The sequence below is a fragment of the Nostoc sp. 2RC genome, from assembly GCF_014222165.1.
Taxonomy (GTDB): Bacteria; Cyanobacteriota; Cyanobacteriia; order Cyanobacteriales; family Nostocaceae; genus Nostoc; species Nostoc linckia.
This window is the reverse complement of sequence record NZ_JACKZU010000080.1, coordinates 1-24667: the sequence shown is the minus strand read 5'-3', so window position 1 is coordinate 24667 and position 24667 is coordinate 1. Positions and strand designations below refer to the sequence as shown.

General features: G+C 39.6%; 23 protein-coding genes. 7 read left to right on the top strand and 16 right to left on the bottom strand.

Annotated elements, in window-relative coordinates; genetic code table 11:
* The first annotated feature begins 130 nt into the window (after nucleotides 1-130).
* The 4 genes from GNE10_RS11915 (at nucleotide 131) to map (ending at nucleotide 3179) form a co-directional block, all read left to right on the top strand.
* Nucleotides 131-604, top strand: a complete 474-nt coding sequence (locus tag GNE10_RS11915) for a DUF29 domain-containing protein (RefSeq protein WP_185565358.1) — start codon at nucleotides 131-133, stop codon at nucleotides 602-604.
* Nucleotides 605-699: 95 nt separating this feature from the next.
* Nucleotides 700-1320, top strand: a complete 621-nt coding sequence (locus GNE10_RS11910; protein ID WP_185565357.1) for a hypothetical protein — start codon at nucleotides 700-702, stop codon at nucleotides 1318-1320.
* Nucleotides 1321-1451: 131 nt separating this feature from the next.
* On the top strand, nucleotides 1452-2258 hold the full coding sequence (locus tag GNE10_RS11905) for a TIGR01548 family HAD-type hydrolase (protein WP_185565356.1): 807 nt from the start codon (nucleotides 1452-1454) through the stop codon (nucleotides 2256-2258).
* Between the two features lie 93 nt (nucleotides 2259-2351).
* On the top strand, nucleotides 2352-3179 hold the full coding sequence (gene map / locus GNE10_RS11900; RefSeq protein WP_099069473.1) for a type I methionyl aminopeptidase: 828 nt from the start codon (nucleotides 2352-2354) through the stop codon (nucleotides 3177-3179).
* Between the two features lie 205 nt (nucleotides 3180-3384).
* Here the strand turns inward: map and GNE10_RS11895 are convergent, their stop codons facing one another.
* From GNE10_RS11895 to GNE10_RS11825, 15 genes are all read right to left on the bottom strand, one after another.
* Nucleotides 3385-3855 (bottom strand): hypothetical protein, encoded by a 471-nt coding sequence (locus GNE10_RS11895; protein WP_221642820.1) that lies wholly within the window; start codon nucleotides 3853-3855, stop codon nucleotides 3385-3387.
* A 308-nt stretch (nucleotides 3856-4163) separates the two neighbouring features.
* Nucleotides 4164-4421 carry a hypothetical protein gene (locus GNE10_RS11890; RefSeq protein ID WP_185565355.1) on the bottom strand — a complete coding sequence of 86 codons (258 nt, stop codon included), beginning with the start codon at nucleotides 4419-4421 and terminating at the stop codon, nucleotides 4164-4166.
* A gap of 63 nt (nucleotides 4422-4484) precedes the next feature.
* Entirely contained in the window at nucleotides 4485-4724 is a 240-nt protein-coding gene (locus GNE10_RS11885; protein ID WP_185565354.1) for a hypothetical protein, read from the bottom strand.
* Nucleotides 4725-5173: 449 nt separating this feature from the next.
* Nucleotides 5174-5752: a hypothetical protein gene (locus GNE10_RS11880; RefSeq protein WP_185565353.1), complete on the bottom strand. Its 579-nt coding sequence runs from the start codon at nucleotides 5750-5752 to the stop codon at nucleotides 5174-5176.
* Nucleotides 5753-5937: 185 nt separating this feature from the next.
* Nucleotides 5938-7539, bottom strand: a complete 1602-nt coding sequence (locus GNE10_RS11875; RefSeq protein WP_185565352.1) for a TrbI/VirB10 family protein — start codon at nucleotides 7537-7539, stop codon at nucleotides 5938-5940.
* Between the two features lie 8 nt (nucleotides 7540-7547).
* Nucleotides 7548-8240, bottom strand: a complete 693-nt coding sequence (locus tag GNE10_RS11870) for a hypothetical protein (protein WP_185565351.1) — start codon at nucleotides 8238-8240, stop codon at nucleotides 7548-7550.
* Between the two features lie 341 nt (nucleotides 8241-8581).
* Nucleotides 8582-9406 (bottom strand): hypothetical protein, encoded by an 825-nt coding sequence (locus tag GNE10_RS11865; RefSeq protein ID WP_185565350.1) that lies wholly within the window; start codon nucleotides 9404-9406, stop codon nucleotides 8582-8584.
* Nucleotides 9407-9563: 157 nt separating this feature from the next.
* Nucleotides 9564-10613: a hypothetical protein gene (locus GNE10_RS11860; protein WP_185565349.1), complete on the bottom strand. Its 1050-nt coding sequence runs from the start codon at nucleotides 10611-10613 to the stop codon at nucleotides 9564-9566.
* Between the two features lie 154 nt (nucleotides 10614-10767).
* Complete coding sequence (locus GNE10_RS11855; RefSeq protein WP_185565348.1) at nucleotides 10768-11571, bottom strand: hypothetical protein; 804 nt, start codon at nucleotides 11569-11571, stop codon at nucleotides 10768-10770.
* Nucleotides 11572-11812: 241 nt separating this feature from the next.
* Complete coding sequence (locus GNE10_RS11850) at nucleotides 11813-14560, bottom strand: hypothetical protein (RefSeq protein WP_185565347.1); 2748 nt, start codon at nucleotides 14558-14560, stop codon at nucleotides 11813-11815.
* Nucleotides 14514-14885, bottom strand: coding sequence for a hypothetical protein (locus GNE10_RS11845; protein WP_099069463.1), 372 nt, complete (start codon nucleotides 14883-14885; stop codon nucleotides 14514-14516). Before GNE10_RS11845 ends, GNE10_RS11850 begins: the two co-directional genes overlap by 47 nt.
* Nucleotides 14886-14899: 14 nt before the next feature.
* The gene (locus tag GNE10_RS11840; RefSeq protein ID WP_099069462.1) at nucleotides 14900-15529 is read right to left on the bottom strand and encodes a hypothetical protein; all 630 of its coding nucleotides are present in this window, start codon (nucleotides 15527-15529) and stop codon (nucleotides 14900-14902) included.
* Between the two features lie 890 nt (nucleotides 15530-16419).
* Nucleotides 16420-16743, bottom strand: coding sequence for a helix-turn-helix transcriptional regulator (locus GNE10_RS11835; protein ID WP_185565346.1), 324 nt, complete (start codon nucleotides 16741-16743; stop codon nucleotides 16420-16422).
* Nucleotides 16744-17284: 541 nt separating this feature from the next.
* Nucleotides 17285-18568 carry a murein transglycosylase A gene (locus GNE10_RS11830; RefSeq protein WP_185565345.1) on the bottom strand — a complete coding sequence of 428 codons (1284 nt, stop codon included), beginning with the start codon at nucleotides 18566-18568 and terminating at the stop codon, nucleotides 17285-17287.
* Nucleotides 18569-18755: 187 nt separating this feature from the next.
* Nucleotides 18756-20081, bottom strand: coding sequence for a proton extrusion protein PcxA (locus GNE10_RS11825; RefSeq protein WP_397325451.1), 1326 nt, complete (start codon nucleotides 20079-20081; stop codon nucleotides 18756-18758).
* A gap of 87 nt (nucleotides 20082-20168) precedes the next feature.
* Here GNE10_RS11825 and GNE10_RS11820 point away from each other — a divergent pair, with 87 nt between their 5' ends.
* The 3 genes from GNE10_RS11820 to GNE10_RS11810 all read left to right on the top strand — a co-directional run bounded on the left by GNE10_RS11820 (nucleotide 20169) and on the right by GNE10_RS11810 (nucleotide 23990).
* Nucleotides 20169-22484 (top strand): recombinase family protein, encoded by a 2316-nt coding sequence (locus GNE10_RS11820; RefSeq protein WP_185565343.1) that lies wholly within the window; start codon nucleotides 20169-20171, stop codon nucleotides 22482-22484.
* Nucleotides 22485-22762: 278 nt separating this feature from the next.
* On the top strand, nucleotides 22763-23599 hold the full coding sequence (locus GNE10_RS11815; RefSeq protein ID WP_185565342.1) for a sulfite exporter TauE/SafE family protein: 837 nt from the start codon (nucleotides 22763-22765) through the stop codon (nucleotides 23597-23599).
* Nucleotide 23600: 1 nt separating this feature from the next.
* Nucleotides 23601-23990, top strand: coding sequence for a DUF1634 domain-containing protein (locus GNE10_RS11810; RefSeq protein ID WP_185565341.1), 390 nt, complete (start codon nucleotides 23601-23603; stop codon nucleotides 23988-23990).
* Nucleotides 23991-24031: 41 nt separating this feature from the next.
* On the opposite strand, the gene GNE10_RS11805 is transcribed toward GNE10_RS11810, so the two are convergent.
* Nucleotides 24032-24469 (bottom strand): YidH family protein, encoded by a 438-nt coding sequence (locus GNE10_RS11805; RefSeq protein WP_185565340.1) that lies wholly within the window; start codon nucleotides 24467-24469, stop codon nucleotides 24032-24034.
* Between the last annotated feature and the right edge of the window lie 198 nt (nucleotides 24470-24667).

Here is a 24667-nt window from a genome sequence, read left to right as displayed (position 1 = left end):
GGCATGGGGCATGGGGCATAGGGCATGGGGTATTGGTAATTAGTTTTGACTAATGACTAATGACTAATGACCAATTAATGATTGAAAATCAGTTAATATCAGCTGTAGTCGGCGCTAATTACAGATGCTTATGACTGCTCAACTGCCCGAATCTCAAATAACATCTGGTTCAGATTTGTATGAGCAAGATTTTTACTTGTGGATTCAAACCACAGTAGAACTGCTCAAGCAAAAGAATTTCACACAACTGGACTTAGAAAATTTAATTGAAGAAATTGAAACAATGGGTAGGAGTGAAAAGAAAGCACTCAGAAGCAATTTGGAAGTGGTGTTAATGCATCTATTAAAGTATAGGTATCAGCCCGAAAAGCGCTCCGGGAGTTGGCAAGCAACGATTCGAGAGCATCGCAAACGCCTCAGAGAAACTCTAGAAGAAAGTCCTAGCCTGAAACTATATTTTGATGAGGTCTTTGGAGAGTGTTATAACCACGCTAGACTATTGGCTGCTGATGAAACTGAATTAGCTGTGGCTACGTTTCCTGAAAAATCTCCCTTCATACCAGAGCAAATCCTCAATCCTGCTTTTTTACCTGAGTCGAGATAATTCGTCAGATTTAGACCCATTGGCATAGTTATCGAAGAATACAATTAATAAGATAAAGATGTAGTCTGAAGGATTAAAACTAAGTAAGTTTGCTTATGGGTGTTTCTGTAATCTACAGCGCAATTCCTCCTAGCAGTACGCTGTACGCGCGCCTTCAACGTGAAAAGGCACTTAGCACCCTTGTAGTTTATATCTTTTCCTATGGTTGTGGTATCTACCGCTTTTTTGAGATTGAACCTGAAGAGATTAATGAAGTCCTTGAAGATGCGATCGAAACACACAAACAGACTTTTGGATCTGAGCTAGAAGCACATCAGGTAATTGCCGAATTGCAATCTGAGTTAAGGCGTACTTGTCAACTTTATCCAGGGATTGAAGATAGAACAGCATTACTAGAAAAATCATCTGCTGAGATCCAAGAACGTTTGTCGCGGGAACTATCGAGAAGACAAGTTAGTAATGCTAATGAGATTGTTCAAAAACTCATCTTCGGAGACCAAACTCTTGCTCCTACTCTGTTGCCAGCGCAGGAGTCATTGGGGCTTATATCCCGTGAGCTAGTCAGTCAAGGAGCTAGCATTCTTCGACAGATCGATCCTGAAGCACTTTTTGCGAGAGATCGAAGTTGGGAAGGATGGTGTCTTAATGGCTTAGAGCATTGGAGGAGTTTGTATATTTCAGCAGCCGAAAACAATGAGGAGATATTGGTTGGTTAAGGCAATGTCTTTCATCCCATCCTGACAAACAATTGAGTTTTCCTAACACATTTTTATATCAAACCCGATTTTTTACCTGAGTCGTAATCATAAGCTCTATGATGATGTAAAACTGTTTTGGTTGCTTCCCCATGACTCAAGAAACTTCCACAAAAGCGGCCGTTGTTTTCGATATTGATGGTGTTGTGCGTGATGTGAGTAATTCCTATCGCCGAGCGATCGCAGATACCGTAGAATACTTCACAAAGGCTGCATATCGTCCCACACCCTTAGATATTGACCAGCTAAAATCAGAAGGTGTATGGAATAACGACTGGGAAGCATCCCAAGAATTAATTTACCGCTACTTTAGCGTTCAAGGGCAGAGTCGTGAAGAATTGCAACTAGATTACAATGCCATAGTGGCTTTTTTCCAATCGCGTTATCGAGGCCCAGACCCCAATAATTTGACGGGTTATATCTGTGATGAACCGTTATTATTACAATCCAGCTACTTAGACGAACTAACACAAGCGGGGATTGCTTGGGGATTTTTCAGTGGCGCTACTCGTGTTTCGGCTAACTATGTCCTAGAAAAACGTTTGGGTTTGCAATCTCCAGTGTTGATTGCGATGGAGGATGCACCGGGTAAACCAGACCCCAGTGGACTTTTTGCTACAGTTAGTCAAATAGAAAATGGCATTGAGCAAAAATCAGCGATCGTGTATGTGGGGGATACCGTAGCAGACATGTATACTGTGGAAAAAGCACGGAGTTTAGATTCTGCTCGCACTTGGATTGGTGTAGGAGTTCTACCACCCCACGTCCAAGAAACACCGACACGGAGTGAGGCATACAGTGAAACACTCCTAAGAGCCGGAGCTGCGATGGTTTTGTCTAATGTGCAAGAATTAACGCCAATCCAGATTCAGAAATTAATTAGCAGAGTGTGTGCTTAAAAATAAGCTAATTTAGATATAGATATTATTTCTCAATTAACCTAGAAAAGCATTGACACCTAAGCTGTAAAGCGCCAGTAATTATTATCTCTCATGAACATTTTCAGTAACTTACTTTCTCAACCAACTCAGCCTGCACCTGCAAAAAAACAACGTCGAGGAATTGAAATTAAATCCCCGCGTGAAATTGAAATCATGCGGCAATCGGCGACAATTGTAGCAACTGTGCTAAAAGAAATTTCTGAGTTAGTAAAACCAGGAATGACCACAGCTGACTTGGATGCTTATGCGGAAAAACGCATCCGCGAAATGGGTGCAACACCAAGTTTCAAAGGATATCACGGGTTTCCAGGTTCTATTTGCTCCAGTATTAATAATGAAGTAGTACATGGTATTCCTAGTGCCAAGAAAGTAATCCGTCCTGGGGATGTCTTAAAAGTAGATACAGGCGCTTATTATCAAGGCTTTCATGGTGATTCTTGCATTACGATCGCTGTTGGAGAGGTCACTCCATTAGCAGCTAAGTTAATTCGCGTTGCAGAAGAAGCTTTATTTAAGGGCATTGAACAAGTTAAGGCTGGTGTGTACTTGCTTGATTTAGCTGGCCCCATTGAAGACCATGTCAAAGCTAACGGCTTTAGTATCGTGGAAGAATTTACCGGACACGGTGTCGGTCGTAACTTGCATGAAGAACCTTCTGTGTTTAACTTCCGTACCCGCGAATTGCCAAATGTGAAACTTCGTGCGGGGATGACGCTGGCAATTGAGCCAATCGTAAATGCGGGTTCTAGACATACACGGACATTATCTGACCGTTGGACGGCTGTAACTGTGGATAATGCTTTGTCTGCTCAGTTCGAGCATACTGTCTTGGTAACGGAAACTGGTTATGAGATTTTAACTGACCGTTCTAAAGTTTAATTGTTAGTTCAACTTAAATGTGATTGAGAGAGGCGAAACGTCAAAAGCAGCCGATTTGCCTCTTTATTTTTTTATGCAAAGCTTTGTGGAGATTTTATAGCAGGCAATAGGCAACAGTCAACAGGAAAGAAAGTCTCTTGTTGTCGGGCTTTTACCATCAGTTTATGTCCTAACTTAGTTGCAAAAAACTACAAAGCGATCGCCACTACTGTCCCGATGTCCAAGATTTGAGTTTGGTTAGTAGGGGTTTAGAAGGTGTGGACAAATTCAGCCGATATTGGAATATTGGCACATAGGAACCATTCCCCTCGCGAACGGTGACAAGAAAGGCTGTTTGATTGCGTGGGTCTTTGGTAATTTTTTCAATGTAACCAGATTGGATTTTTTCTATGTTTAAAGGTTTTGCTTGTTTAAATCCTGGTTGTGAAATACAAATAATAGTGGTTCCATCTTGATATCTACCTGAGTAAAACCAATAAGTTTGTCCTTTGGTTTTAAATTCAGATTTATAGAAAATAGTAAACCTGTCAAATTCATCTAATTGCTGATTTTGTTTGCAGTTATCGTTAATGTATATTTCTTGGGCAGTACTTGGAGTATTAAAAAATAAACTCAGTATAGAACCAATCGCTAATCCTGTTATCAGCGTTTTCTGAGGAATGCGGTTAAAAATCATACTTTCTCACTGTTGACTAGATTATTCGATGATAAGGAAAAAATAGTTGACTGTTGAGGTTCACAGTCAACTGTCAACAGTCTTCTATGGAATATTTTTACTTTATAAATAGCCTTTTAAGCTTTATCTGTTGATGTGATACCAATTTGAAAAAAGAATGCTACAGATGGATTTCCAGAATCGAGATGCACAAAGCAATTCCTAATCCAAAAGTTTATAACGCTTGTGATTTTGAATAAGTTATTGACAGCGAAGTTGATGCGGCAACAATTGAGAAATTAACGAAAATTTACAATCTCAAAATTTGCTTATGAGTGAACTTTTCCTTTAATAAAACGGTGAAGCAGGCGGCAAGGCCAGAAAAAAGCTGCACAGATACTTACTGAAGTAATGACAGCGACAATTCGCCAATTTAAATTAGGCGAATTGTCAGACTCCAAGGACTGAGTTTGTGTGCTTTTAACTAGTTCTGGCGCAGAATCAGAGAGCTGACTGGCTGTACTCACCCCTTCAATTGCCGCTCCAATGAGATAAGCTACCAGGGCAATTATTAGCCAGTGATTCATTCTGTTGGACTATTTGAATTGTGAGCGTATGCTTGGGGGTAAACAATCATTTGGTTTCTCGTCCTAATGATTGCCGCCTTGTTCTAACGATAATCGACCTTCAGCCGTATCGCGAATTAGAGGTAGTTTAGATTTTATGTAAGTATTGAGTGTGCTGTCTACTTGAGGATCAAGCCCTTGCTTAGCTTGTAACTGCTGGAGGATTAGTTGTACTAATGCAGCATCATCAAACTGGAGCAGGGTGTTGACCTGGGTAGACTCGATTACAGCCCAGAGCTGTTGGATCATTTTGGGAGCGATCATGAGCTTGTAACTTTTAATATTTTCTTTATATTTGCACGAATTTATAATTTATGGTTGGTTTTTCTCTGAATATTTGTAACGATTTAGGTTAAGAGTTGATAGTTGACAGTTGACAGTTGACGGTTAATTGTGGGGATGAGAGAGCAAAGGGGGTCATAATATTTAGGGCAAAAATACTTAATACCAATTCCAAATTACAGCGCTTTTCAAGTAATTCAACTACACCACTCCCTACTCCCCATTAACCGCCTCAATTGTGGTCTAAATACCACCAAAAATACTGTAATAAAGCCCACAAAATATCGACAGTCATCAGTCAACTGTCAACCGTCAACACTAGACTTCTAAGAGAAGTGGGGAAAAGGTTAAGGGTTAAAGGGGAAAGGGCAAATCAAAACCCTTTTCCCTTTCCCCCTCTTACAAAAGTAACTTTTGCTCATAGGTCTACTCTATTGTTGTGGTTCTACTGCACAAGAGGGTTGTCGAGCAGAAGGCGGATCGGGATAAATAGCTAGAGTGTGATATTCTGGAGCATTTTCGACATACAATACTCGAAAAGTATACAGTTTGTTTCTACCTTGGCTTTCAGTAACAACTGTTAAAAGTGTATTGCTAGTTTTCGGAAGTCCGGGAATATTTAATCTGGGAATTCGCCTGAGTTGAATTACGTTGGCTGCTGAGTTTTTACAATCTCCGGTAGTAGTGTTTGGTTTTTGACCAAACTGCATACACACTGGGCCATCAAAATCTATAGTTACTTGCGATGGATCGTTTAACCAAACTTTTTTAATGACTTCGCCAGCTGGAATAAAACTTAAGTTTGTTCCTTGTTGATAAGAAACATGGAGGGTGGGTAACAATCCTCCTAAACCCTGTCCTTGACAGGAAAATATGGAGCGGAGAACGGCATTATTAGCTACAGCACGACCTACCAATAACAGCATAGTAACCGAGAAAATTAAGGAAGCTATTGGTAGGAAATAGGAATTTTTGAGGATATTTCCTGGTAATTTAGTATTATTTTTCATGGTTGCACAAGGGGATATTGGTAGACACAACAGGGAACTAAAAAAGCTTATCCCAACCGTATTGGAAGATAGGGAAGAAAAATAATTACTAAATTATTACCTAATTCCAAATTGTGAATTCCTATGCCTTATAAGCCAGGATTCAGTGTTAAGTAAGAGCCGAAAATTGGGATAGATATTATCTTCTAAAATTGGGTTGCTTGGTTGACATAGATTTCAACATTTGTGCCTGCTGGCAAAAACCAAACGTTCGTTTGTTGTGACATTTGGGCGATGGCCTGTTGATTGCGTTGGGCAATTTGCGGTACTACGGAGTTCAAACCACCTTCGACGATGCCAGCTGGAATATTTTCTCCAGTGTTGGTGTTGCTCACAACTGTGCTTCCACCATTGATGGTGACGACTTGGCCGTCGGTGCGATTTAATAACTCTGCGGCTTTGCCAATACCTCCTAAAACAAATAGTCCCAAATCCATTGATGCTACAGAGGAACTTTGACCGGGAAATTTATTACCTATTAAAGGTCTGCCTTTGTTGCCGCGAATAATAATTGAATTGTTGGGTAAGCTTCGTTCTGTGAGGTTGCCATCATTTTGTGACATAACTTTGGTTATGTTCATCTGCACAAGACCTTGTTCGGAAATAGAACGAATTTCAGTGAGAAATTCGGTGTTTGCAGGTAAAGCGACCTCACCATTGGCGGCTTTTAGCGGTTCTTTCAATCGAACTACAAATACGTTTTTATCTGTTTGTTCTTCGTTATTGCCTCCTCTGGTAGTTTCGCCAAATATCGCCGTTGCCAATACGGCTTTGGCACTAGTACCGATGGCTACGGTATTCTGTCCTTGTGGTTGTGCTTGGCTAACTACGGCAGGCCCCTGTTGTGGGGGTTGTTCGCCAGGATTGGGGTTTGGTGTTTCTTGAGGTGGCTGCTGAGGCTGCTGCATTTCGTTTGTAGGTTGGGGAGCAGCTGCGATGTTATTGGGTTGTTCGGTGACATTGACCTGGCCGTAGCTACCTAATTTTGCTAGTTTTGTCCACTCATCAAATGGGTTTGGTGGGGCTGGTGGGGTAATGGTAACTACGGGTTGAGTGTTTGGTCTGAGAACTGGTAGTTGGGGTGTTAGTAAAGGTTGGGGAGCTGGTACTCTGACGATGCGCTCAATGGTCACTGGCTGAGGAACGTAAGCTGTTGGTGGGGGTGTGGGTATCACTTGCTGTCTCCTGGTGGAAGAAACTGATGGTTGTGCCAAGGCTACTGTGGAAGTTGGTTTTGGCGTTCTCAGCTTTTCTTGGGCGGCTTTTACTGACTGTGCTTGTTCGGTTAGGGCTAATTTTGTTTTCAGAGTCTCGATTTCGCTTTGCAGCTGTTCAGAAGTTGTTTGGTTTGTGGGTTGCGATCGCACTGGTGGAGTGACAAGATTATTTCTGGGCTTTTGACTACTACCACTCATCAATTGCGACAAAAACACACCAGCCACCAAAACTACTGCTAAGGTAGCTGCACCTACTAGGCCTAATTTGGCAAAAGGATTAGATGAGAGGGGCTGCTCTGTTTTAAGTTCTTCTGGTTCGGATGACGGTTCGGATATTGCAGCTTCTTCTAATGTTGTTTGGCCTAGACCTTGTCTATGAAAGGCATCGCTAGCAGGTTCTTCTTCAAAACCAACCAACCTAGCCATCCGTGATTCCCAATCGTCATATTCTATTTCTAGTTGGCGATCGTCGGTGTCTAAAGTTAATAAATTTGGTGGAGAGGTTTCTGTCGGAATTGAATATTGAGTCATGGTAAAGCTTAGTTGGAATTTCCAGAACAATTTTTATCTTGAATTTCACAGACATTATAAATTTCTAGTCTGGCTTCACCAAGGCGGTAAACCGCAAAGTGCGACGGTAGCGGCGCATTTGGTAGTGAAGTTGCTGGCTCATTTATTGCTCTAACTAAAATTTGTTTATTAAAGGAAGTTGATTTTCCCAATTTATCATAACTGCTAAAAGTCAATTGGTTGGCAAACATCTCGACTTTCCATTGACCATTACCTATTTTTGTCGGTTGAGATATTTTTTGGATTACTAATACATTTTCAGTGCCTCGATTGACATTTTCAAATTGGCTATCTGGGTTTAAGTTAATTACTTGTGATTTCATTTTTTGCTTAAAATCATCAGCCACCAATTGAGAACTAATTTCCCAGACTGTTGTTGGTGGTTGTTGCTGCGACCAGCTAAGCATTAGATTCATAGTTTCGGCTACAAAGCGCCGAATAGTTTCTGGTTGTCGCTCTAAATTCTCTTGGGGGTCTGCTGTAATCACGCGACCATCAACAAGTTGTACTAAACTTTGAGGCGTGAGTTGCCGACGTAACTGTTGTAACATAGACCCGTGAAATATCAATAGCAGTAATGTAAATGCATGTAACCCAAATGTTCCTACTGCCAACAATGGTAAGGCGTTACTTTTTTTATTTTCTGATTTAAATATCTGCATTAATAATTTGTTGTTATCGTGTGTCAGGAGTCAGCAGTCAGGAGTCAGGAGTCAGGAGTCAGGGGTCAGAATTCAGGAGTCAGAATTCAGAAGTCAAGAGAAGGTTTTAGCAATGGATATACAGTATATTTGAACTTAAGTGAAGTACACTATTTCGTTCTCGAAGCTAAACAAAGATTCTATAATAATTTTTAATTTTACTATACTACTAAGTATACTAGACCTTTTATAAATTCTGAATTCTGGATTCTGAATTCTGAATTCTGGATTCTGGATTCTGGATTCTGAATTCTGAATTCTGAATTCTGAATTCTGAATTCTGGATTCTGGATTCTGAATTTTTATCTAATAAAATTATCTGTTCTTTGTTGAATTTTGCATTCTTTTAATTGAGCTTCATTCAGGTTACTGTAGTTATCTAACAAACATAAATCTCGAATTTCATAAATCTCTAGTCTATCAGCACGGACGCTATAAATTGCTTTTTGCAGGTCAGTGCTACTTTCCATTTGGGGATTAGGAAAATAATCTGTGGCACGCACGAGAAAATCTTTGTTGAAAGGAGTTATGACTCTTCTATCATCACCGCGATTTTTTTGAACTAAATCAGCTACCATACCGACTCGCCATTGACCTGGGGCAATTTCTTTTGGCGGATAAATCCGTTTAATTACTAACTCTGATGTCATTCCTTGTTTGGGATTTTCAGAAAACACTTCCGGTGGTGTGATTTCGGCAATTGTGCTTAAGAAACCTTTGCGAAAGTCTTCTGATAAAGCAAAACTAGCTATCCAACTAGTGGTACTAATTTTTTGACTACCGCCTTGGGGCGTTCTAACTAATATTCCCAAATCTGCTTTAGGATTTGCGACTTCTTCAATTTTTTGTGGTGGTAAGGTTCCCGACCACTTAAACATTGCAATCATGGTTTTATTGATGAATTGACGAATTGCTTCTGGATCTCTTTTTAAATCATCAATTTCATCTACTTTTTTTCCATCTATTAATTGGACGAAATTTGGAGGTTTTCTCAAACTCAGTTGGCGAATAGTTATGCCTTGAAATAAAAATAGTAGTAAGATGAATAAATGCAAACTAAAGGTGGCGATCGCAAAAATTGTTAAGACACTAACTGTTTTTTTCCTTTTCTCTAGTAAACGTACCATGCTATCACCTCCTGCGAGAAAATTTTTTGGTTGTTATATATGATGATAGGCGATATATTTTTTTGAACAAATGATTTAATATTGTTATATATTGTCATATTTTTATCATGATTCTTTAATTATTGTGACTCCTAAATTCTGACTTCTGAATTCTTAACTATATTCTCTCCTTGACTAAAGAAGCTGCATTATTGATAGCACTGAACACTGCAAACCCCCCAGCAGCAGCCACAACTAAGGATAAAATCGGTGCTAGAACTCCCAGAAAAATCATGAACCACATTAAGTCTGGGTCAACATTAGGATCTTGGCCTGGCCCATTAACAATAACTGCCGAAGTTAACACAGCAATAATATTAAATGAAATCTTGGCAATTCCAATGGATAAAAATCCAGTCAGCCACGCAAAAATTGGTTTACCGACTACAGGTAATAAAGAAGCACCCACAGCAACAGGCCCTAAAGCTGCTATTAGCAACATCGTTGCTTCTATTAAATTTTGAAAGGCGTATTGTAAGGAAACTAAAAAGTTTTTGATGCTAGTTTGTACTGTAGAACCTAATAAAGAATTAAATGCGGCTTCCGATACAATACCCGTGCCATATCTAATATTATCTACCTTCGTTTGTAGTCTGGATATCCAGTTTTTATTTCCGTAGGAATCTCGATATTTTTGCCAGAGAATATTCACTTTTTCCGCAGCTTTGGCAAAGCATTGACTTTGCTGTTCACCAGTTAGGGACTGACAAGGACGCAGGAAAGAACCCGCTACCTCTTCAGCAACACTCATACTCAAAGCTTGTTGGTACATTTTATCTGCATCTGCTGTGGTCAATACTTGCTCATTTGCAGTATCTATAAAATTACGCACCCCCAGTGTCAAATTAGAAAGTATACTGCCGTTGCCTGAATTATTTAAGAGTATTACTACTACAAAGGGCCAAATTAATGCTGATATGGGACGAGTATATTCATAAGTTAATAAATCCCTGAGGAATTGTACCATAAAAAATAATAGGGTTCCCACTGCAAAGAAAATACCTACATTCGTCAGGGTTCCATACAGGTTATTATTGGTGTTATTTTGTAATAAATCTAGCCATTGTTTGTCCCAACCTTCGGCAATACTTTGGGAAGTAGCGACACCATTATCAAGAATTTCATCAATGCCTACTTGGGCAAAAATTCGTGGAATAGCAAGTTGCATTATTTTGAGCTTACGGCGATTTTTTATGATTTTTATACTAAAACACCAGACTAAATTGAAAATTTGACGTTGCTTGCTTCGTCAAAAGTTAAAATTTAAAATTCAATTCATTGATAACTCACTCCTACAATGTCCAGAAATGTCTGAATTCTTCTTAATTCTCTTTTCTACCAAATAAATCTATTTGAGAAGTCGCTCGTAAAAGTCGCGCTGCTTCGCTTGATGTTTCCACTCTGCGAGCGCGATTTGCTTCTTCTGTTTGTTCGGAAATGTTGGCTAAATTTAAATTTGAATATTGCAAAGATTGATTAGTTTGTATTGTCTGGGCAAATGTTTCACCAATAATTTTTGATTGTTCCTGTTGAATTTTAATGCTTTGTGATTGATTGGCATTCAGCAATTGCGCTAATATTGCTGTTGCTGGATCGAGTTTACTTGCATCAAAAACTGGGATAGGAATTTTACTTAATAAACTTTGGGTTTGTTCTTCGGCTGCTTCAGCAAAGCCGGAAATATTTTGTAAACTTCTTTCTGTATCGATTAACTTGATTTTTGAGCGAATTTGTCCATTTTCTCCTAGTAAACTTGCTGCGGCTCCACGGGTAATTACACGATTAAGTTCATTACTAACTAAATTTCCCCTCACAGCTGCATTATTTTCAAAACGATCCGATCTAGAGTAGAGAATTAAATCATCGCGAACTTTATCCCCTGCACTCACGGGGTTTGGTATATTCAATTCTCCTTTGGCATTATTTAGAGCATTCCGACTTTGGAGTTCTACAGGTTTTAAGTTGTCGTTTAAATTGTATTGAAAGTAGTTTTGTAAATCTGTGGAATATGATTGAAAATCATTCCAAACTTGACCTAATTGTGATTTGTTTGTGGTAAACTGGGCTGCTACAGGTAGAATTCCTAGAGATACGAAAGTCAATGTCAAAATGGTAGTTTTTCGCATATATATGTACCTGAAAAAGGTAGACGAAATTATCTAGTTAGTCAGAAATTTATTCAGATGAAGTATTATTTAGTTTTTTTCAAGATTAAATCATTATTTTTTGGTGGTTGACATCTTGCCCACCTTCGTTTTTGAACGAGCAAGATGCCAACTCCACAGTGGATTTTGCAATATTTTTTGGTTTGATAGTTTTAGATAATTTTTGGAATTTCTATTAACCAGTCATAGATATCCTCCCTGATTAATTACTACGTAGTGTAGCTACTAACTGACGGGCAAATGCGGAAATTGCTTCATATTTATCGTTGTGAATTTGCATCATTTGGCTACGTGCAGTTTGTTCGTAGGGGTTGTTGGCCACTGCTGCCAATTGTTCGTAACCTGGATAGTAACGACAGAATGTATAAACGCCGTTATCATCTAGCAGCCATTGGCTATAAATGCCTTCTTTGCGTGGGAAAAAGCTTTCTGAGGCATTACGAGCGATAATTTTACGGGGATATTTTAATATGTCTGCAAAACTATCCACTGCAACTGGTTGAATACGTCCAATTAATCGGGTTGTTAAGTTTTGCAGAATTTTTGAGGCGGCTTTAGATTTGGCGATGGTGTCAGGGTCTTGTGCTGATAGTATAACCCTAATACCAGCTTTGGCTCCGTTGGCACAAATTCGACCAACTAAGTCGGAAATTTGCTCGAATTCAAATAAAATCGGGGCTTCATCGATAAAGAATATGGAAGCGGGGCTACTTAATGCGCGTCTGAGTGCTGCTGAATAAGCACTTAAGGATAGTACAGCTGCATCTTCACTATCTGAAAGGTTTCTGAGAGCAAAAACTAAAAGTTGGGCGTCGGTGGGAAAGCTGGATGGTGCAGAAATGGCTTGTCCAACGCGGCTAGAAAGCCAGAAACGTAAGCGCAGCTGAATTTGACTGAGGGCATCTTCTACTCTGCCACTTAAGGAGCTGAGCTGTAAATGTTCTGGGGAACAGAAAAATAGAAAATCCTTTAAAGTCGGGGTTTTTTGCCAAGCTGGAGAACCGAAGCCTCCCGCCATTGCTTTGCGATATCGCTCTTTGATACCTTCATCAGCAAAGAAGACTTCTAAGGCTAAGTTGAGAATCGATCGCACCGTTTGGGATAAAATTTGACTTTCGGTAGATGAGCCTAAAACCATTGTCATTAAAGCTGATTCTAGGAACGAGGTATAATCTACCATGCGATCGCGTTGTTGTTCTGGGTCTAAGGCTCTTAAATCTGGTTGTTCAAATAAGTTATTGGATTGTTTGGAAATATCAAAATAAGCTCCATTTCCCTCCATAAACTGTGTATAGTCGGTAAAAGTAGATGTACCATCAGGTTTGGGAAAATCTAGAGCCACTACGGGAATGCCATAGGCTAAAGCTTGAGTTAAAATTCCCGATACCAACACCGATTTACCAGCACGAGTGGTGGCAAATAAAGCTAAATTTTTGTGTTGATTAAATAAATCTAAATGTACTGGCGTTCCACCTTCTTCTGCAATCAATTCAAAGCCTTGTCTATCGCCTCTTTTAGTTAAAACTAAAGGCATTAATCCCGGAACTTCACTGGTTAAATATAACTGACGACGATTGAATGGTGTTGCTAACAAACCTTCCCAAACTATGGGGAGAGTTTGCAACCAAATTTTCCAGGCGTATTCAGTTTCTCGAATTACCCTAGCTGGACGTTGGAAACAGTTTTCAATATATCTTGTGGCTTCGTCTAATTTCTCCACGGTTGGCCGATGTACCAAAATAACAACGCTTGTATAAATCGGCACTGCACCTTCATATAATTGTTCTTGCGCTGCTACCGATTTTTTTAACTTTAATTGGGCGTTGACATCAATGGTTTTACTTTTTTCTTGAGCTAAAATTGTGGTCATATTTGACTGCTTCAGCACTCGTTGGAGAGTAGTTTTCACTAATGCTGGATTTGCCGCAGTCAATTCACAAAAAATTTCTGTATCTACTACTGTTTCTCTGGCTAACAGTTCCCATAAATACCGCAGTTGAGCCGATTTATTTGGCCAGCCACCGGGTTTTTCCAGAAATGACATAGTGCCGGTAAAACGATTGTTCACATGTACCCAACGGCGATCGGCACGCGGTACGCTAGACTCCATGAGCAAAGTTGTACCGTGGATATTATCTATCAACAATTTGCTACTAGCTAAATCAGAATTAACTTCTTCATGGAGTCCATCTTCATCCAAGGTAATAAGTTGGGGAATATCTATAGGCTGGGTATCATTAAATCTTCTCCAGATGTCTTGCCAAAGTTCCACTGCACTCAAAGCTCTAACATCCAATCCCATTTTGTTAGATAAAATTTGCTCCCAGCGTGAAAAACCTTGTTTGTAAGCATTGCTTATTACCGTTTCTAGGCGTTGGTTTTCTGCTTCTGAAAGTTCGCCTTTAAATTTCAACCACCATGCCTCGGCTTTGACTAAAAACCTTTCTATCCAATCATCTGCATTTTTCGAGGTTGTTTCCACTGTGTAGGTGACATAAATCCGTAAAAATTTCGGCTTTCGTACACCAGCTTTAGTCAGTTCTTTAATTCTCGCTCTCTCGGCCATCAGCAAATATTTAATATCTTTTGATGGCGCATTTCTAATGAGTGATGCTAATTCTTTTTGCCGTTCTGTATCTGAACTAAAAGACCCCAAATGCAGTGTCATTCTTTCACCGCTGGGAATATCTTTTAACCCGGCTTCAATGTTATTAAAAAGTGTATCTATTTGTTCTGGTCTTAAAGTGGTATGAATTCCCTTACAATCAAAGCCAAAAACAAAGCAGAACCGATCCTTTTGAATGCCTTTTGTTAACAAATAAGCACCAATATCACGTCCATTCATGGAGACGCGCAACATTGTCGCCAAGTGCAAGGCATCTTCAAAGGGTGTTAATCTAGTTTCATTTCCGGCGCTGCCGACGCTTTGTTTTCCGATTTTTTGCTTCATGGTTAACTTCCAGTAAGCTTTGATAACGAGCAAAGCCTCTTGTCCAAGCGGGAACGCCAATAAATTTACTTAAAAAGCTCCAACTTCTCCCACCAGTTAATATCCACCAGGTGGCAATTCCCCAACCAGTCATTAATAGCGTCCACAGCCATTTTTGAAATTCTTCTTGGAAAAGCCCGCCAAAAATCCCATTAATAATTAAGTAGGATGATAAGGCGATTACTGTCCAAGGAAGAATTTGATCTGCCGGAATTGGCCCTAATGAAGGTTGGCTTCCTAGAACTTGGTTAACTGGACGAAATTCTTGTTCCCGCTCTTCAGACATTTGTCAAATTTTAATTAATTACTGCTATTGTTATTGCCAATTACAAACCGCGTGAGTACATCAGCAATGGTAACAGCTACAACCACTAATAGGGGAGTTCTGGCGATACTTTGCCAATCTTCATCTTTACGAACTGCATTAATTACACCAACCAAAGAAATTGCAATATATAGCAAGAAAAGTGCCCGCAATATATTAAATATTAAACTGACTGCGGTGTCGCTACCACCTGCATTATTTCCTGTGGAACCATCATTTAAGGTTTTTTTGAAAAACTTTTCTGCTTCGCCAAAAAACTGTGCTTGTGCCGGACTAGCAAACTGATCTAACCAAAACAAACTCAGAACGATCGCTGCTGCTAAAATTTGTATGATTATTAGCGATCGCCTTGGTAAATTTACCTGCTGTCCAATTTTATGAGTGATGACTGCAATTAAACTACCAACTAATAAACAAAATAGCAGGATAGGACTTTTGAAGCTGATAACGGTTAAAAATACAGCACAAGCAATCAAAAAAGGTACAGATTCAACCAAAATACTCAAACTGGATTTCAACGCCAGTCTTGATTTATGACCTAATGTGGCTACACTACCAGTTAAAGCTTGGAAAAAGTTTCTCTGGTGAGAACTTTGTCTAAACATTTGCTAATTTTCCTATGGTTTACTATGGGCGTTGGTGTTTCAAATTTTACAGATGAGACAATCTTACATGATTCAACATTTATTTTTCCCAAAATTATAAAGTTCAGCAAAGTCATACATCATAATACGATTTTTTATTAATTTTAGTTAACAAAATATTAAGGGAACTCCAAAAAATAAATTATTTTGCTTCAAGTCGCTGACTGTTGAGTGTTAACTGTTAACTGGGAACCGTCAACGAATTCCTTGTTCAAAGCTAGTTTTGCTCCTTAGACTTGAGTACTGAAGTGCTACACCTCCTTACTTGCTACAGGTTTGGCAAACAAATCAAGCAAGCGGCTGCTGTATCCCATTTGCCAAGACTTTTGGGAATACTTTTAGAGATTATACTAGCACTACCATTTACACCCGTGTTAATCAGTCTACCGTCACCAGCACTAAGTAGGCCGCCTTGGAAATACAGGATTTCTATTTGATTGCAGAAAAAAACTCGCCCTTAACTCGCAAAGCCTCCAGCCTTATTCTCTACTCTCACGCAAATGCTATTCATCGCATCTGTACTCAGTTGCGTCCTGAGTAAATAAATTCAAAAATCAAAGACAATTCTGATATTCCAAATGTTTAAAAATTGGTTAATGTTGGAGAAAAAATAGTAAAAATTATCTATTGATACTAAGTTTTAGCCAAAGATAGTAACTTGGGCTGGGAGTGGGTAAATTTAGTTGAAGAAGAATTATGAAAAGAGGTAAAAAAAATTTTAATGGAACACGTAGTGCAAGAAAAAATACATCCGTCGTTAACAAATTCCCTATTTAATTAGGTGTATCGAACTGTTTTCTGTTACCCGTTCCCTGTTCCCTTTTAAAGAAATCAAATATGAGTCCTATATCTTAAATTGTTGCTTTTCCCGTTGTATCAGAACTGTTTGTGGAAAATTTCTCATTAGTACCCAACAAATGATGTATCTCGCTTATGGAATCTGGGTTAGTAGATTCTTGTGGAGAGTCGTTGACAAATTCAATCAACTCTTCTACTTGGCAATTCAAGGCTTTGCAAAATCGAATAATTCTTTCAATATGATCTGTCCCAGTTCTACCACTTTCCCAGTTTTGAATAGTGCTTTCAGTCACACCAACAAGACGCGATAACTCAAGCTGGGTTAGCCCTGCTTTTTCACGAAGCAAAGCAATCCTTGGTTTTGGCTTTTGTTTCACAGGTACAGCACTTTTTTTGATCTATAGTCTTATATCCTAGCATTGAAAAAAATATTATCTGGCAAATTACTAAAAATTTTTATTAACTATCATTGGTGAATTAAGAAGTCAGAATTCAGAAATCAAATAATCTCTGTGCCAAGGGTTTGAGACTTAAATTACGTACTTTAATTTAGTTAAAATACTGTGTGATTAGTAACAATAAATCATGTATAAGCTTGATTACCAATAGTAATTTTAACGAGATAATAGATAAAGACAAAACATAAGTTATGTTTAATATGAATAGGTTAGGGTACGAGTAAAACAGATAACTAAATCATTTAAACCTCCTCTTAATTTACATCAGCCGTAACTTTTAAATTCTGAATTCAGGGCGAACAGCCGTTCGCCCCTACAGGTTATTGTATATGTATAAATATTTTGGTGAATTGGTATGACTTCTGACTCCTAAATTCTGACTTCTGTTAGCGTAGCGGGGCGTAGCCCATTCTGAATTCTGACTCCTACATTCTGAATTCTGAATTCTGAATTCTGACTTCTACTTCAGTAATAGATAAAACAATTGTCCATTACTAACTGTCACGCCAGCACGATCGCCTGCAATTTTACCAGTACCTAAAAAATAATCCACTCTACCTGCACCTTTAATTGCGCCGCCGGTATCTTGGTCGAGAACATAGCGGCTAATAATGCGTTGTTCCATGTTTCCAGTAGAATTAACTAAGGGAAAAGGGGCGCGAATTAATGCTAAAGCACCGGGGGGCATGAGAGATTTATCTGTAGCAATAGAACGCTCTGCTGTTAGTGGTACATTGATAGAACCTTGGGCTGGTTCGCCGTGGTTTTCTTGAAAAAAAACAAAGCTGCGATCGCGGGGAATATAAATATCTAATTCTTGGGGATGTTTTTGGAAATAATCGAGAATAATTGGCATAGTTACACCTTGTTGCGGTAATTTGCCATCATTAATTAATTCTCGCCCAATGCTTTGGTAATTATAAGCAGTGTTACCTGCATAACCTATACTTGTTTGAGTGCCATCAGTTAGTTGAAGTTTCGCTGAACCTTGAATTTGAATCATATATGGTTCGAGGCGATCGCGAAACCAAAACAATTCTAAGCCTCGTAATTTACCCTTTGCACCTTGTAAGCCGTCTACTCCTTCTAATTGTAGGCGTGTAGGATGAGGTTTAGCCCAGGAATTAAAATCAGGAGGTAATCGATAAACAGGATAGCGATATTCTGTTGTGGGGACGCGACTGGCGGTGTAAAGTGGTTCGTAATAGGCGGTGAATAAAACAGCACCTTTGTTATCTTTACCAACTGATTGATAATAAACAAATTCTTTTTCTATGGCTTGGTATAACTCCTTTGAAGAATTTGTTTTTAAGAGAATTTCGCGGAATCTTTGTAAACTTTTGGATACGCGATCGCGGCTAATTCCACTCACTTGATAATTTTGGTAAGCATTTGCAGCTGCTTTTGTTTGTAGGTATTGTAAACTGCGATCGATAGCTGTTAATAATGCCTTTTTATCTGGTATTTCTCCATAAATAGCCTCATCCAAACAAGAAGCATCACTCTGACAACAAGTAACTGGTGTCCTGGGAATTAATATTGGTTTTTGTTGTTGAACAGGTGCATTGTCTTTTTCATTTGTCAACGACACTGGTATATCCCACTTTTTCAACCGACATTCTGGCGGACTAAGTTTTGGATTTGCTAAAGATTGCATCCTCAACAAAGAAATTGATAAAACTACAAGCCCACTGATAGCAATAAAGTTGTGAAACTTGCCTAATTCCGAAAATATCTTTTTCATCGCAATTAAAAATGTTATTTCTGGAGACGTTGCATTGCAACGTCTCTACATCAAGGATTTGCTAACAGTGGCATTTTAAAATTCCAAAATCTGCATAATCCATCAAAATTAATCGCATCAATTATTAGTCTTGACAGCTTCCAAAACTTTGTATTTAACACATTAACCAATGCCCTATGCCCATTATTTATTCATTCATATTCCGGTAAGTAGCTACTGCTGAAGGTGATATTCTGTTTAAATATCGGAATATCCAGTATTTGAAAATGGTATCCAAAATCACTGGGAATGTGGCAATAAATAGAAAGATAAAATCTCGATTTGCTGGTAATCCCCAATGGCGGGATACACCTTCTAAAAGTACTTCCCAACCGTGGGGGGAGTGGAAACCGACAAATATATCGGTAAACAAAATGATAATGAATGCCTTAGCGCTGTCGCTGAGTCCATAAACAATATGATCGAAGAAATCTTTCAGTACAGCAATGGAAGACTTGCTAGTCACCATCAACCAGATAAAAGCAACCACAGAAAACATATCAGCAAAAACATTTTTAATGGAATTAGAGCTTTCTCGACGAAATTCTTCAGCAATTTCTGTTGCCTTATCTTTTAGCTCAAGTTCTATATTCTCAACTGATAATGGCGGTGCATTACTAATCAAATTTTCAAACTTGATTCTTTCTTCAAATCTTTGTAATTCTCCCAAAGCTTCCTCTTCCATTTCCGAGTTGATAAATACCTGCGCTTCTTCAGTGGTTCTGAATCTATCAACAGCAGGGCCGACTACAAAAGCTTTTGCTATTTGATGCGTTAAAAGTGGTACTATAATTAATAGCAAAATAAATCTGATAGATATTATTGTTCTTCTTTGAGCTTGACGAAAACTCTGAATTACTTCTTCTTCTGAATTTGGGTCTAATTCAACTTGCAGCCGACTGATAGTACTTAAAATTGAGCGGGGTAAAACACCCATTGTATCGGTTTTGCCCTTTGGCTTTTTATCCGATTTATTCTCCATATCCTTAGTTGCTATCTTCGGCGGTAACACTGGAGTAATTGGAGAGTCAATTTGTGGAGTTGGAGATTTGACTACTACAACTTTAGAAGTCATTTCTTCGCTAACAGTTGTGTATTTCGATATCACTCCATCGATAAAATTCAGCCTTTCTAAAACAAAAGCAGGACTGAGGAATTCTATACCTGCTTTATCAGCAGCTTTTTGATTTTCTTCATTGAGAAACCAGCGGCTGGCCCTAAACTCTGTCAGCCGCATTCTGGCAGTTTTTAATAGTTTGTTTAAGTCTGACTCGAAATAATCCATGACGCTGTTACTGTACATGGCTGAGCCAGTGTCTATTTTATTACCATTGAAATGCTTATCTTCTATTTCCTTGATCTTTAATGCTGCATCATACGCTTGATGTAAAGAACGTTCGGGAGTCTGTAAGTACCATCGATAAGCAGCAAGCAAGAAAGAATAGATTTTTTGGCTAAAAACAAAGTTTTTCATTGCAGACAATCATCCAGGATTATTTGGTGATTCTTAACCTTAAGTTAACGCACGAGGTATACTAGCAAATCTACAAGGAGAAAATTTGTGGTTTCTCATTCGATTTGGATTGTTGGCACTAGCCGCAGTGGTAAGACAACTCGCTTAGTACAGGAATTTTGTAGTTGGGTAAAACCTAAAAATACGTATATTGATTCATTTTATACTAAAAACCAAGGACGTGAAAAAGGTGATAATGTCTCTAAATTTTTATATCTTAAGCCAACAGAACCAGGAGTTTTAGTCTTAGCTGCTAATGATGATAATCGTCGAGAATTAGGAGATAAAATTGTTACATCAACATCAGGAAAATATCCGGTTCGTGGTAAGACACCGTTGGGTTTTTTTCAGGATGAGATTATTTTATTTTGGCCGTTGCTAATTAATTCATTGAACCTCAAAGCACAGTTTCCAGTGAGATTGCGGCCGGAAACCGAACAAGAGTTGGCGACTAAACTATGGCGTTCCCAATTAGACGCAGAAATTTTACGTCTTGCGGGTGTGAATGAGTCTCGTTTAGTGCGTCGCATCTTAGACTTATTTCAATTAGCAGCTTATGGCGGTGTACCTTGTGAAGAAATCGCCCAGATTTTAGCTAGGGGTCTGGGGGAAAATAGTACAAACTTAGAGCCGGAATTTTTGGCCTCATTGCTGTTAGATTGGCGTAACTGGTGTTTAGAGAGGGGATTACTAACTTATGGGATTATTACTGAACTTTATAGCCAGCATTTATTAAGCGATCGCAATTACCAAAAGCACTTAACAAAACGCTATCAAGCAGTACTAGCGGATGATGTAGATGATTATCCTGGTGTAGCGCGTCTGTTGTTTGAGTTGCTTCTAGACCAAGGTGCAGTGGGAGCCTTTAGCTATAATCCCGATGGTGCAGTGCGATTGGGATTGGGAGCAGATCCAAACTACCTTGAAGGTTTAGCAGACCGTTGTCGGGTAGAAACCTTAACGGGGCCGCCTCCAGAGTCACTAGGACAACAACTAGCAACACAAATGGTGGAATTAGTCACACATTCCATAATGCCATTGAGCTTACCCGAAATTGTCCACTCAATTCAAACCACCTCCCGCGCCCAATTATTGCGGCTAACAGCACAAGTAATTGCCAATGCCATCCAATCGAGGCAGGTGGAACCAGAAGAAGTAGCAATTATAGCACCGGGTTTGGATGCCATTGCTCGTTATACCTTAGTAGAAATCCTCGTCAAGCAAAACATCCAAATAGAATCCCTCAACGACCAACGTCCGTTAATTAGTTCGCCAGTAATTCGGGCATTACTCACCATGCTGGCACTAGTTTATCCCGGCTTGGGACGCCTTGTAGACAGGGATGCCGTAGCAGAAATGTTGGTTGTCTTGAGCAGAAAACAAAAACCATCAGAAAACTCGCCACTCACCACTCCTAACTCCTCACTCCTAACTCTTCACTCAGCACTCATTACTGACATTGACCCGGTACGCGCTGGTTTAATCGCAGATTACTGCTTTGTACCCCATCCCGACCGCCCCAACTTGCTACCAGTATCCGCTTTCGAGCGCTGGGATAGAATCGGCTATGCAGCCACCACAGCTTATAACGAGATATTACAGTGGTTAGAACAACAGCGATCGCAACAAGAACAGCGTTTAATTCCCAGTCCCATTTCCCTCTTAGATAGAGCAATTGTGCGTTTTTTGTGGAATGGTAGCAATCTCCCCTACGAACAACTAGCAGCACTGCGGGAATTACTGGAAACCGCCCAACACTACTGGGAAATTGATACAAGGTTGCGACAAACATCTTCTGGAAGAATAGGGGAAGAGGACGCGGGGACATGGGGACGCGGGGACGCGGAGAGTTCTTTCCCCGCGTCCCCGCGTCTCCCCCTCTCCCTGTCTTCTTCATCTGCGTCAGCAGCCACTATCACCGAATTCATTCAACTACTGCGACGCGGTACCATCACCGCCAACCCTTACCCAGTGCGTCCCATTGGTGGAGCCAGAAAAGCTGTAACTTTAGCAACTATATTTCAATATCGGTCTAGTAGGCGATCGCATCGCTGGCATTTTTGGCTCGACGCTGGTTCGCCTCTATGGGCTAAAGGTGGAGCCGCAACATTGTTTGGTGCGCCGTTTTTCCTTCAAGACAGATTAGGCGAACCTTGGACAGCAGAAAATGAAAAAGTAGCAGAACAACAAAGATTGCGCCGCATTTTGGCAGATTTGCTCTCTCGTGTCTCCAAAAGAGTTTATTTGTGTCACAGTGATTTAGCCGTCAATGGACAAGAGCAACTAGGGCCGCTCTTACCCCTAGTAAATGCCTGTGTCACAGTGATTTCAGAAACTAGTCAAGAATTAGGGACTTCCACGTAAAAAAATATTCTATAGAAGACTGTTCATTATTGACTGTTGACGGTTGACAGTTAATAGTTAATTAGTCGTGAAAAATAAATTATTTAGGCAAGGGAATAGGGAACAGGGTTACTTATTGGCTTATTCATCACTTTTAATTATTAATTTAACAAACAAAAGTGTTTGTTTGTCTGAGCGAAACTTCCTAAAATATTCGCGGGTGAAATCAACCAAGCAAGAGATAAGGTTGAGTTTCGTTTTCTAGTCTCAAGCAAAAAGTTTGTGGCGGGGGAAGCAATTTGAACATCCTAGAATTTTCTTTATTAGTATGGTTAGGCTCATTTTTGGCTGGATTTTTAGGAGCGCTAACAGGGTTAGGCGGTGGAGTTGTAATTGTCCCCTTTTTAACATTGGTATTTGGAGTTGATATTCATTATGCCATCGGTGCTTCACTAGTATCTGTAATTGCTACATCTAGTGGAGCCGCATCCGCTTACGTTAAAGAAGGCTACACAAATGTGCGGCTAGGAATGTTTCTAGAAGTCGCAACCACCTTTGGCGCAATAGTCGGAGCAATTGTAGCAGCTAAAATTTCTACAGGTTTCCTTGCTGTTGTGTTTGGAATCGTTTTACTTTACTCTGCCTATTTGTCCCGCCAAAATCCACCCGAACACCTCAACAATTTGCCGCCAAATTCTTTAGCAGTTCGTCTCCAACTCAATGGTACTTATCCCACTCCCACCGGAGAACAATCTTATAACGTGCGTGGAGTGCCCTACGGATTTGGATTAATGTTTATAGCTGGCGTACTTTCAGGGTTGCTTGGTATTGGTTCTGGAGCGCTCAAGGTGCTGGCAATGGATCGAATTATGCATATTCCCTTTAAAGTGTCAACCACCACCAGCAATTTCATGATTGGAGTGACGGCGGCGGCTAGCGCTGGCATATATCTAAACCGTGGTTACATCGATCCTGGATTAGCAATGCCTGTGATGTTAGGAGTGTTATTTGGTGCTTTACTGGGAGCGCGGATATTAGTCAGAGTTAAAGTTAAGATTTTGCGAAATATTTTCAGCGTTGTCATTTTAGTGTTAGCGGTGGAAATGATTTACAAAGGGCTAACAGGGAGACTTTAAAATGGTGAAAAGTAGGCGTAGTAAATCAGAGCAACGTTTTGAGCAATTTTTGGGTAACCTATTAAGAATTGGAGTAATTATTTCCACCGCTTTAGTTTTAATAGGTGGAACTTTGTATTTAATTCGCCACGGTACTGAGGCTCCCAATTATCAATTTTTTCGCGGAGAATTACCAGAATTTCGTAGTCCATCAGGTGTAGTCAAATCTGTTGAATCCGGTCGTCGCCGTGGGATTATTCAACTTGGATTGTTAGTATTAATTGCCACTCCAGTTATCAGAGTAGCCTGTTCGTTATTCGCCTATGTACGTCAAAGAGATTTTACTTATATTATTGTGACTTTAATTGTACTGTTTGGACTGTTATATAGTTTGATTGGAGGATACATATAGTAATTCTATTTTAGTTGTGAAAATATTGGTTTTGACTGTACTTAATGTAAATTTCGGGACTGTGGTTGAATTGGAGTAGGAGAACGAGGAGGTATTTTGTTACGCCACAAAATCAAAGGAATACAGAATAGCCCTAAAACAATTACGATTCCAGTCATAATCCAAACAATTAATCTACTTGGTTTATAATTTCCGCGTTCAATTTGCCAAAAAACTTGATTGTATCGCCACACAGCTAACACAATTGTGAAAATTCCAGAAATTACCAAAGCCAAACCCAAATTTTCGGAATTAGTTAATGGATTTACCTTAGCTTCTTGTTGAGTAATAGCAACATTAAGCTGGCGCAAAAATATCCCAAATCGAGCAATAGCAATTCCAAAACTAATTAAGGCAATAGAAGTGCGTAGCCAAGCTAAAAAAGTTCGTTCGTTGGCTTGATGCTCCCTTTGCCGGTCAATTTTCGGTGTTTTATCCATAATTCCGTTTGGGATTTTAGATTTTAGATTTTAGATTTTAGATTATGAGTTGGGAGTTGGGAATTAGGAGTTAGGAGTTGGGAGTTGGGAGTTAGGAGTTAGGAGTTGGGAGTTAGGAGTTAGGAGTTAGGAGTTAAGAATTATTCTCCGTGTCTCCGTGTCCCCGCGTCCCCGTCGCGTGTCCCCGCGTCCCCGCGT

What these genes read in the sequence shown, in the direction of transcription:
- map (WP_099069473.1), top strand. Translation starts at nt 2,352, where the DNA reads ATGAACATTTTCAGTAACTTACTTTCTCAACCAACTCAGCCTGCACCT.
- GNE10_RS11890 (WP_185565355.1), bottom strand. Translation starts at nt 4,421, where the DNA reads ATGAATCACTGGCTAATAATTGCCCTGGTAGCTTATCTCATTGGAGCG.
- GNE10_RS11840 (WP_099069462.1), bottom strand. Translation starts at nt 15,529, where the DNA reads ATGTTTAGACAAAGTTCTCACCAGAGAAACTTTTTCCAAGCTTTAACT.
- GNE10_RS11830 (WP_185565345.1), bottom strand. Translation starts at nt 18,568, where the DNA reads ATGAAAAAGATATTTTCGGAATTAGGCAAGTTTCACAACTTTATTGCT.
- GNE10_RS11870 (WP_185565351.1), bottom strand. Translation starts at nt 8,240, where the DNA reads ATGCAGATATTTAAATCAGAAAATAAAAAAAGTAACGCCTTACCATTG.
- GNE10_RS11910 (WP_185565357.1), top strand. Translation starts at nt 700, where the DNA reads ATGGGTGTTTCTGTAATCTACAGCGCAATTCCTCCTAGCAGTACGCTG.
- GNE10_RS11855 (WP_185565348.1), bottom strand. Translation starts at nt 11,571, where the DNA reads ATGCGAAAAACTACCATTTTGACATTGACTTTCGTATCTCTAGGAATT.
- GNE10_RS11845 (WP_099069463.1), bottom strand. Translation starts at nt 14,885, where the DNA reads ATGTCTGAAGAGCGGGAACAAGAATTTCGTCCAGTTAACCAAGTTCTA.
- GNE10_RS11850 (WP_185565347.1), bottom strand. Translation starts at nt 14,560, where the DNA reads ATGAAGCAAAAAATCGGAAAACAAAGCGTCGGCAGCGCCGGAAATGAA.
- GNE10_RS11915 (WP_185565358.1), top strand. Translation starts at nt 131, where the DNA reads ATGACTGCTCAACTGCCCGAATCTCAAATAACATCTGGTTCAGATTTG.
- GNE10_RS11885 (WP_185565354.1), bottom strand. Translation starts at nt 4,724, where the DNA reads ATGATCGCTCCCAAAATGATCCAACAGCTCTGGGCTGTAATCGAGTCT.
- GNE10_RS11895 (WP_221642820.1), bottom strand. Translation starts at nt 3,855, where the DNA reads ATGATTTTTAACCGCATTCCTCAGAAAACGCTGATAACAGGATTAGCG.
- GNE10_RS11825 (WP_397325451.1), bottom strand. Translation starts at nt 20,081, where the DNA reads ATGAAAAACTTTGTTTTTAGCCAAAAAATCTATTCTTTCTTGCTTGCT.
- GNE10_RS11810 (WP_185565341.1), top strand. Translation starts at nt 23,601, where the DNA reads ATGGTGAAAAGTAGGCGTAGTAAATCAGAGCAACGTTTTGAGCAATTT.
- GNE10_RS11880 (WP_185565353.1), bottom strand. Translation starts at nt 5,752, where the DNA reads ATGAAAAATAATACTAAATTACCAGGAAATATCCTCAAAAATTCCTAT.
- GNE10_RS11865 (WP_185565350.1), bottom strand. Translation starts at nt 9,406, where the DNA reads ATGGTACGTTTACTAGAGAAAAGGAAAAAAACAGTTAGTGTCTTAACA.
- GNE10_RS11805 (WP_185565340.1), bottom strand. Translation starts at nt 24,469, where the DNA reads ATGGATAAAACACCGAAAATTGACCGGCAAAGGGAGCATCAAGCCAAC.
- GNE10_RS11875 (WP_185565352.1), bottom strand. Translation starts at nt 7,539, where the DNA reads ATGACTCAATATTCAATTCCGACAGAAACCTCTCCACCAAATTTATTA.
- GNE10_RS11860 (WP_185565349.1), bottom strand. Translation starts at nt 10,613, where the DNA reads ATGCAACTTGCTATTCCACGAATTTTTGCCCAAGTAGGCATTGATGAA.
- GNE10_RS11905 (WP_185565356.1), top strand. Translation starts at nt 1,452, where the DNA reads ATGACTCAAGAAACTTCCACAAAAGCGGCCGTTGTTTTCGATATTGAT.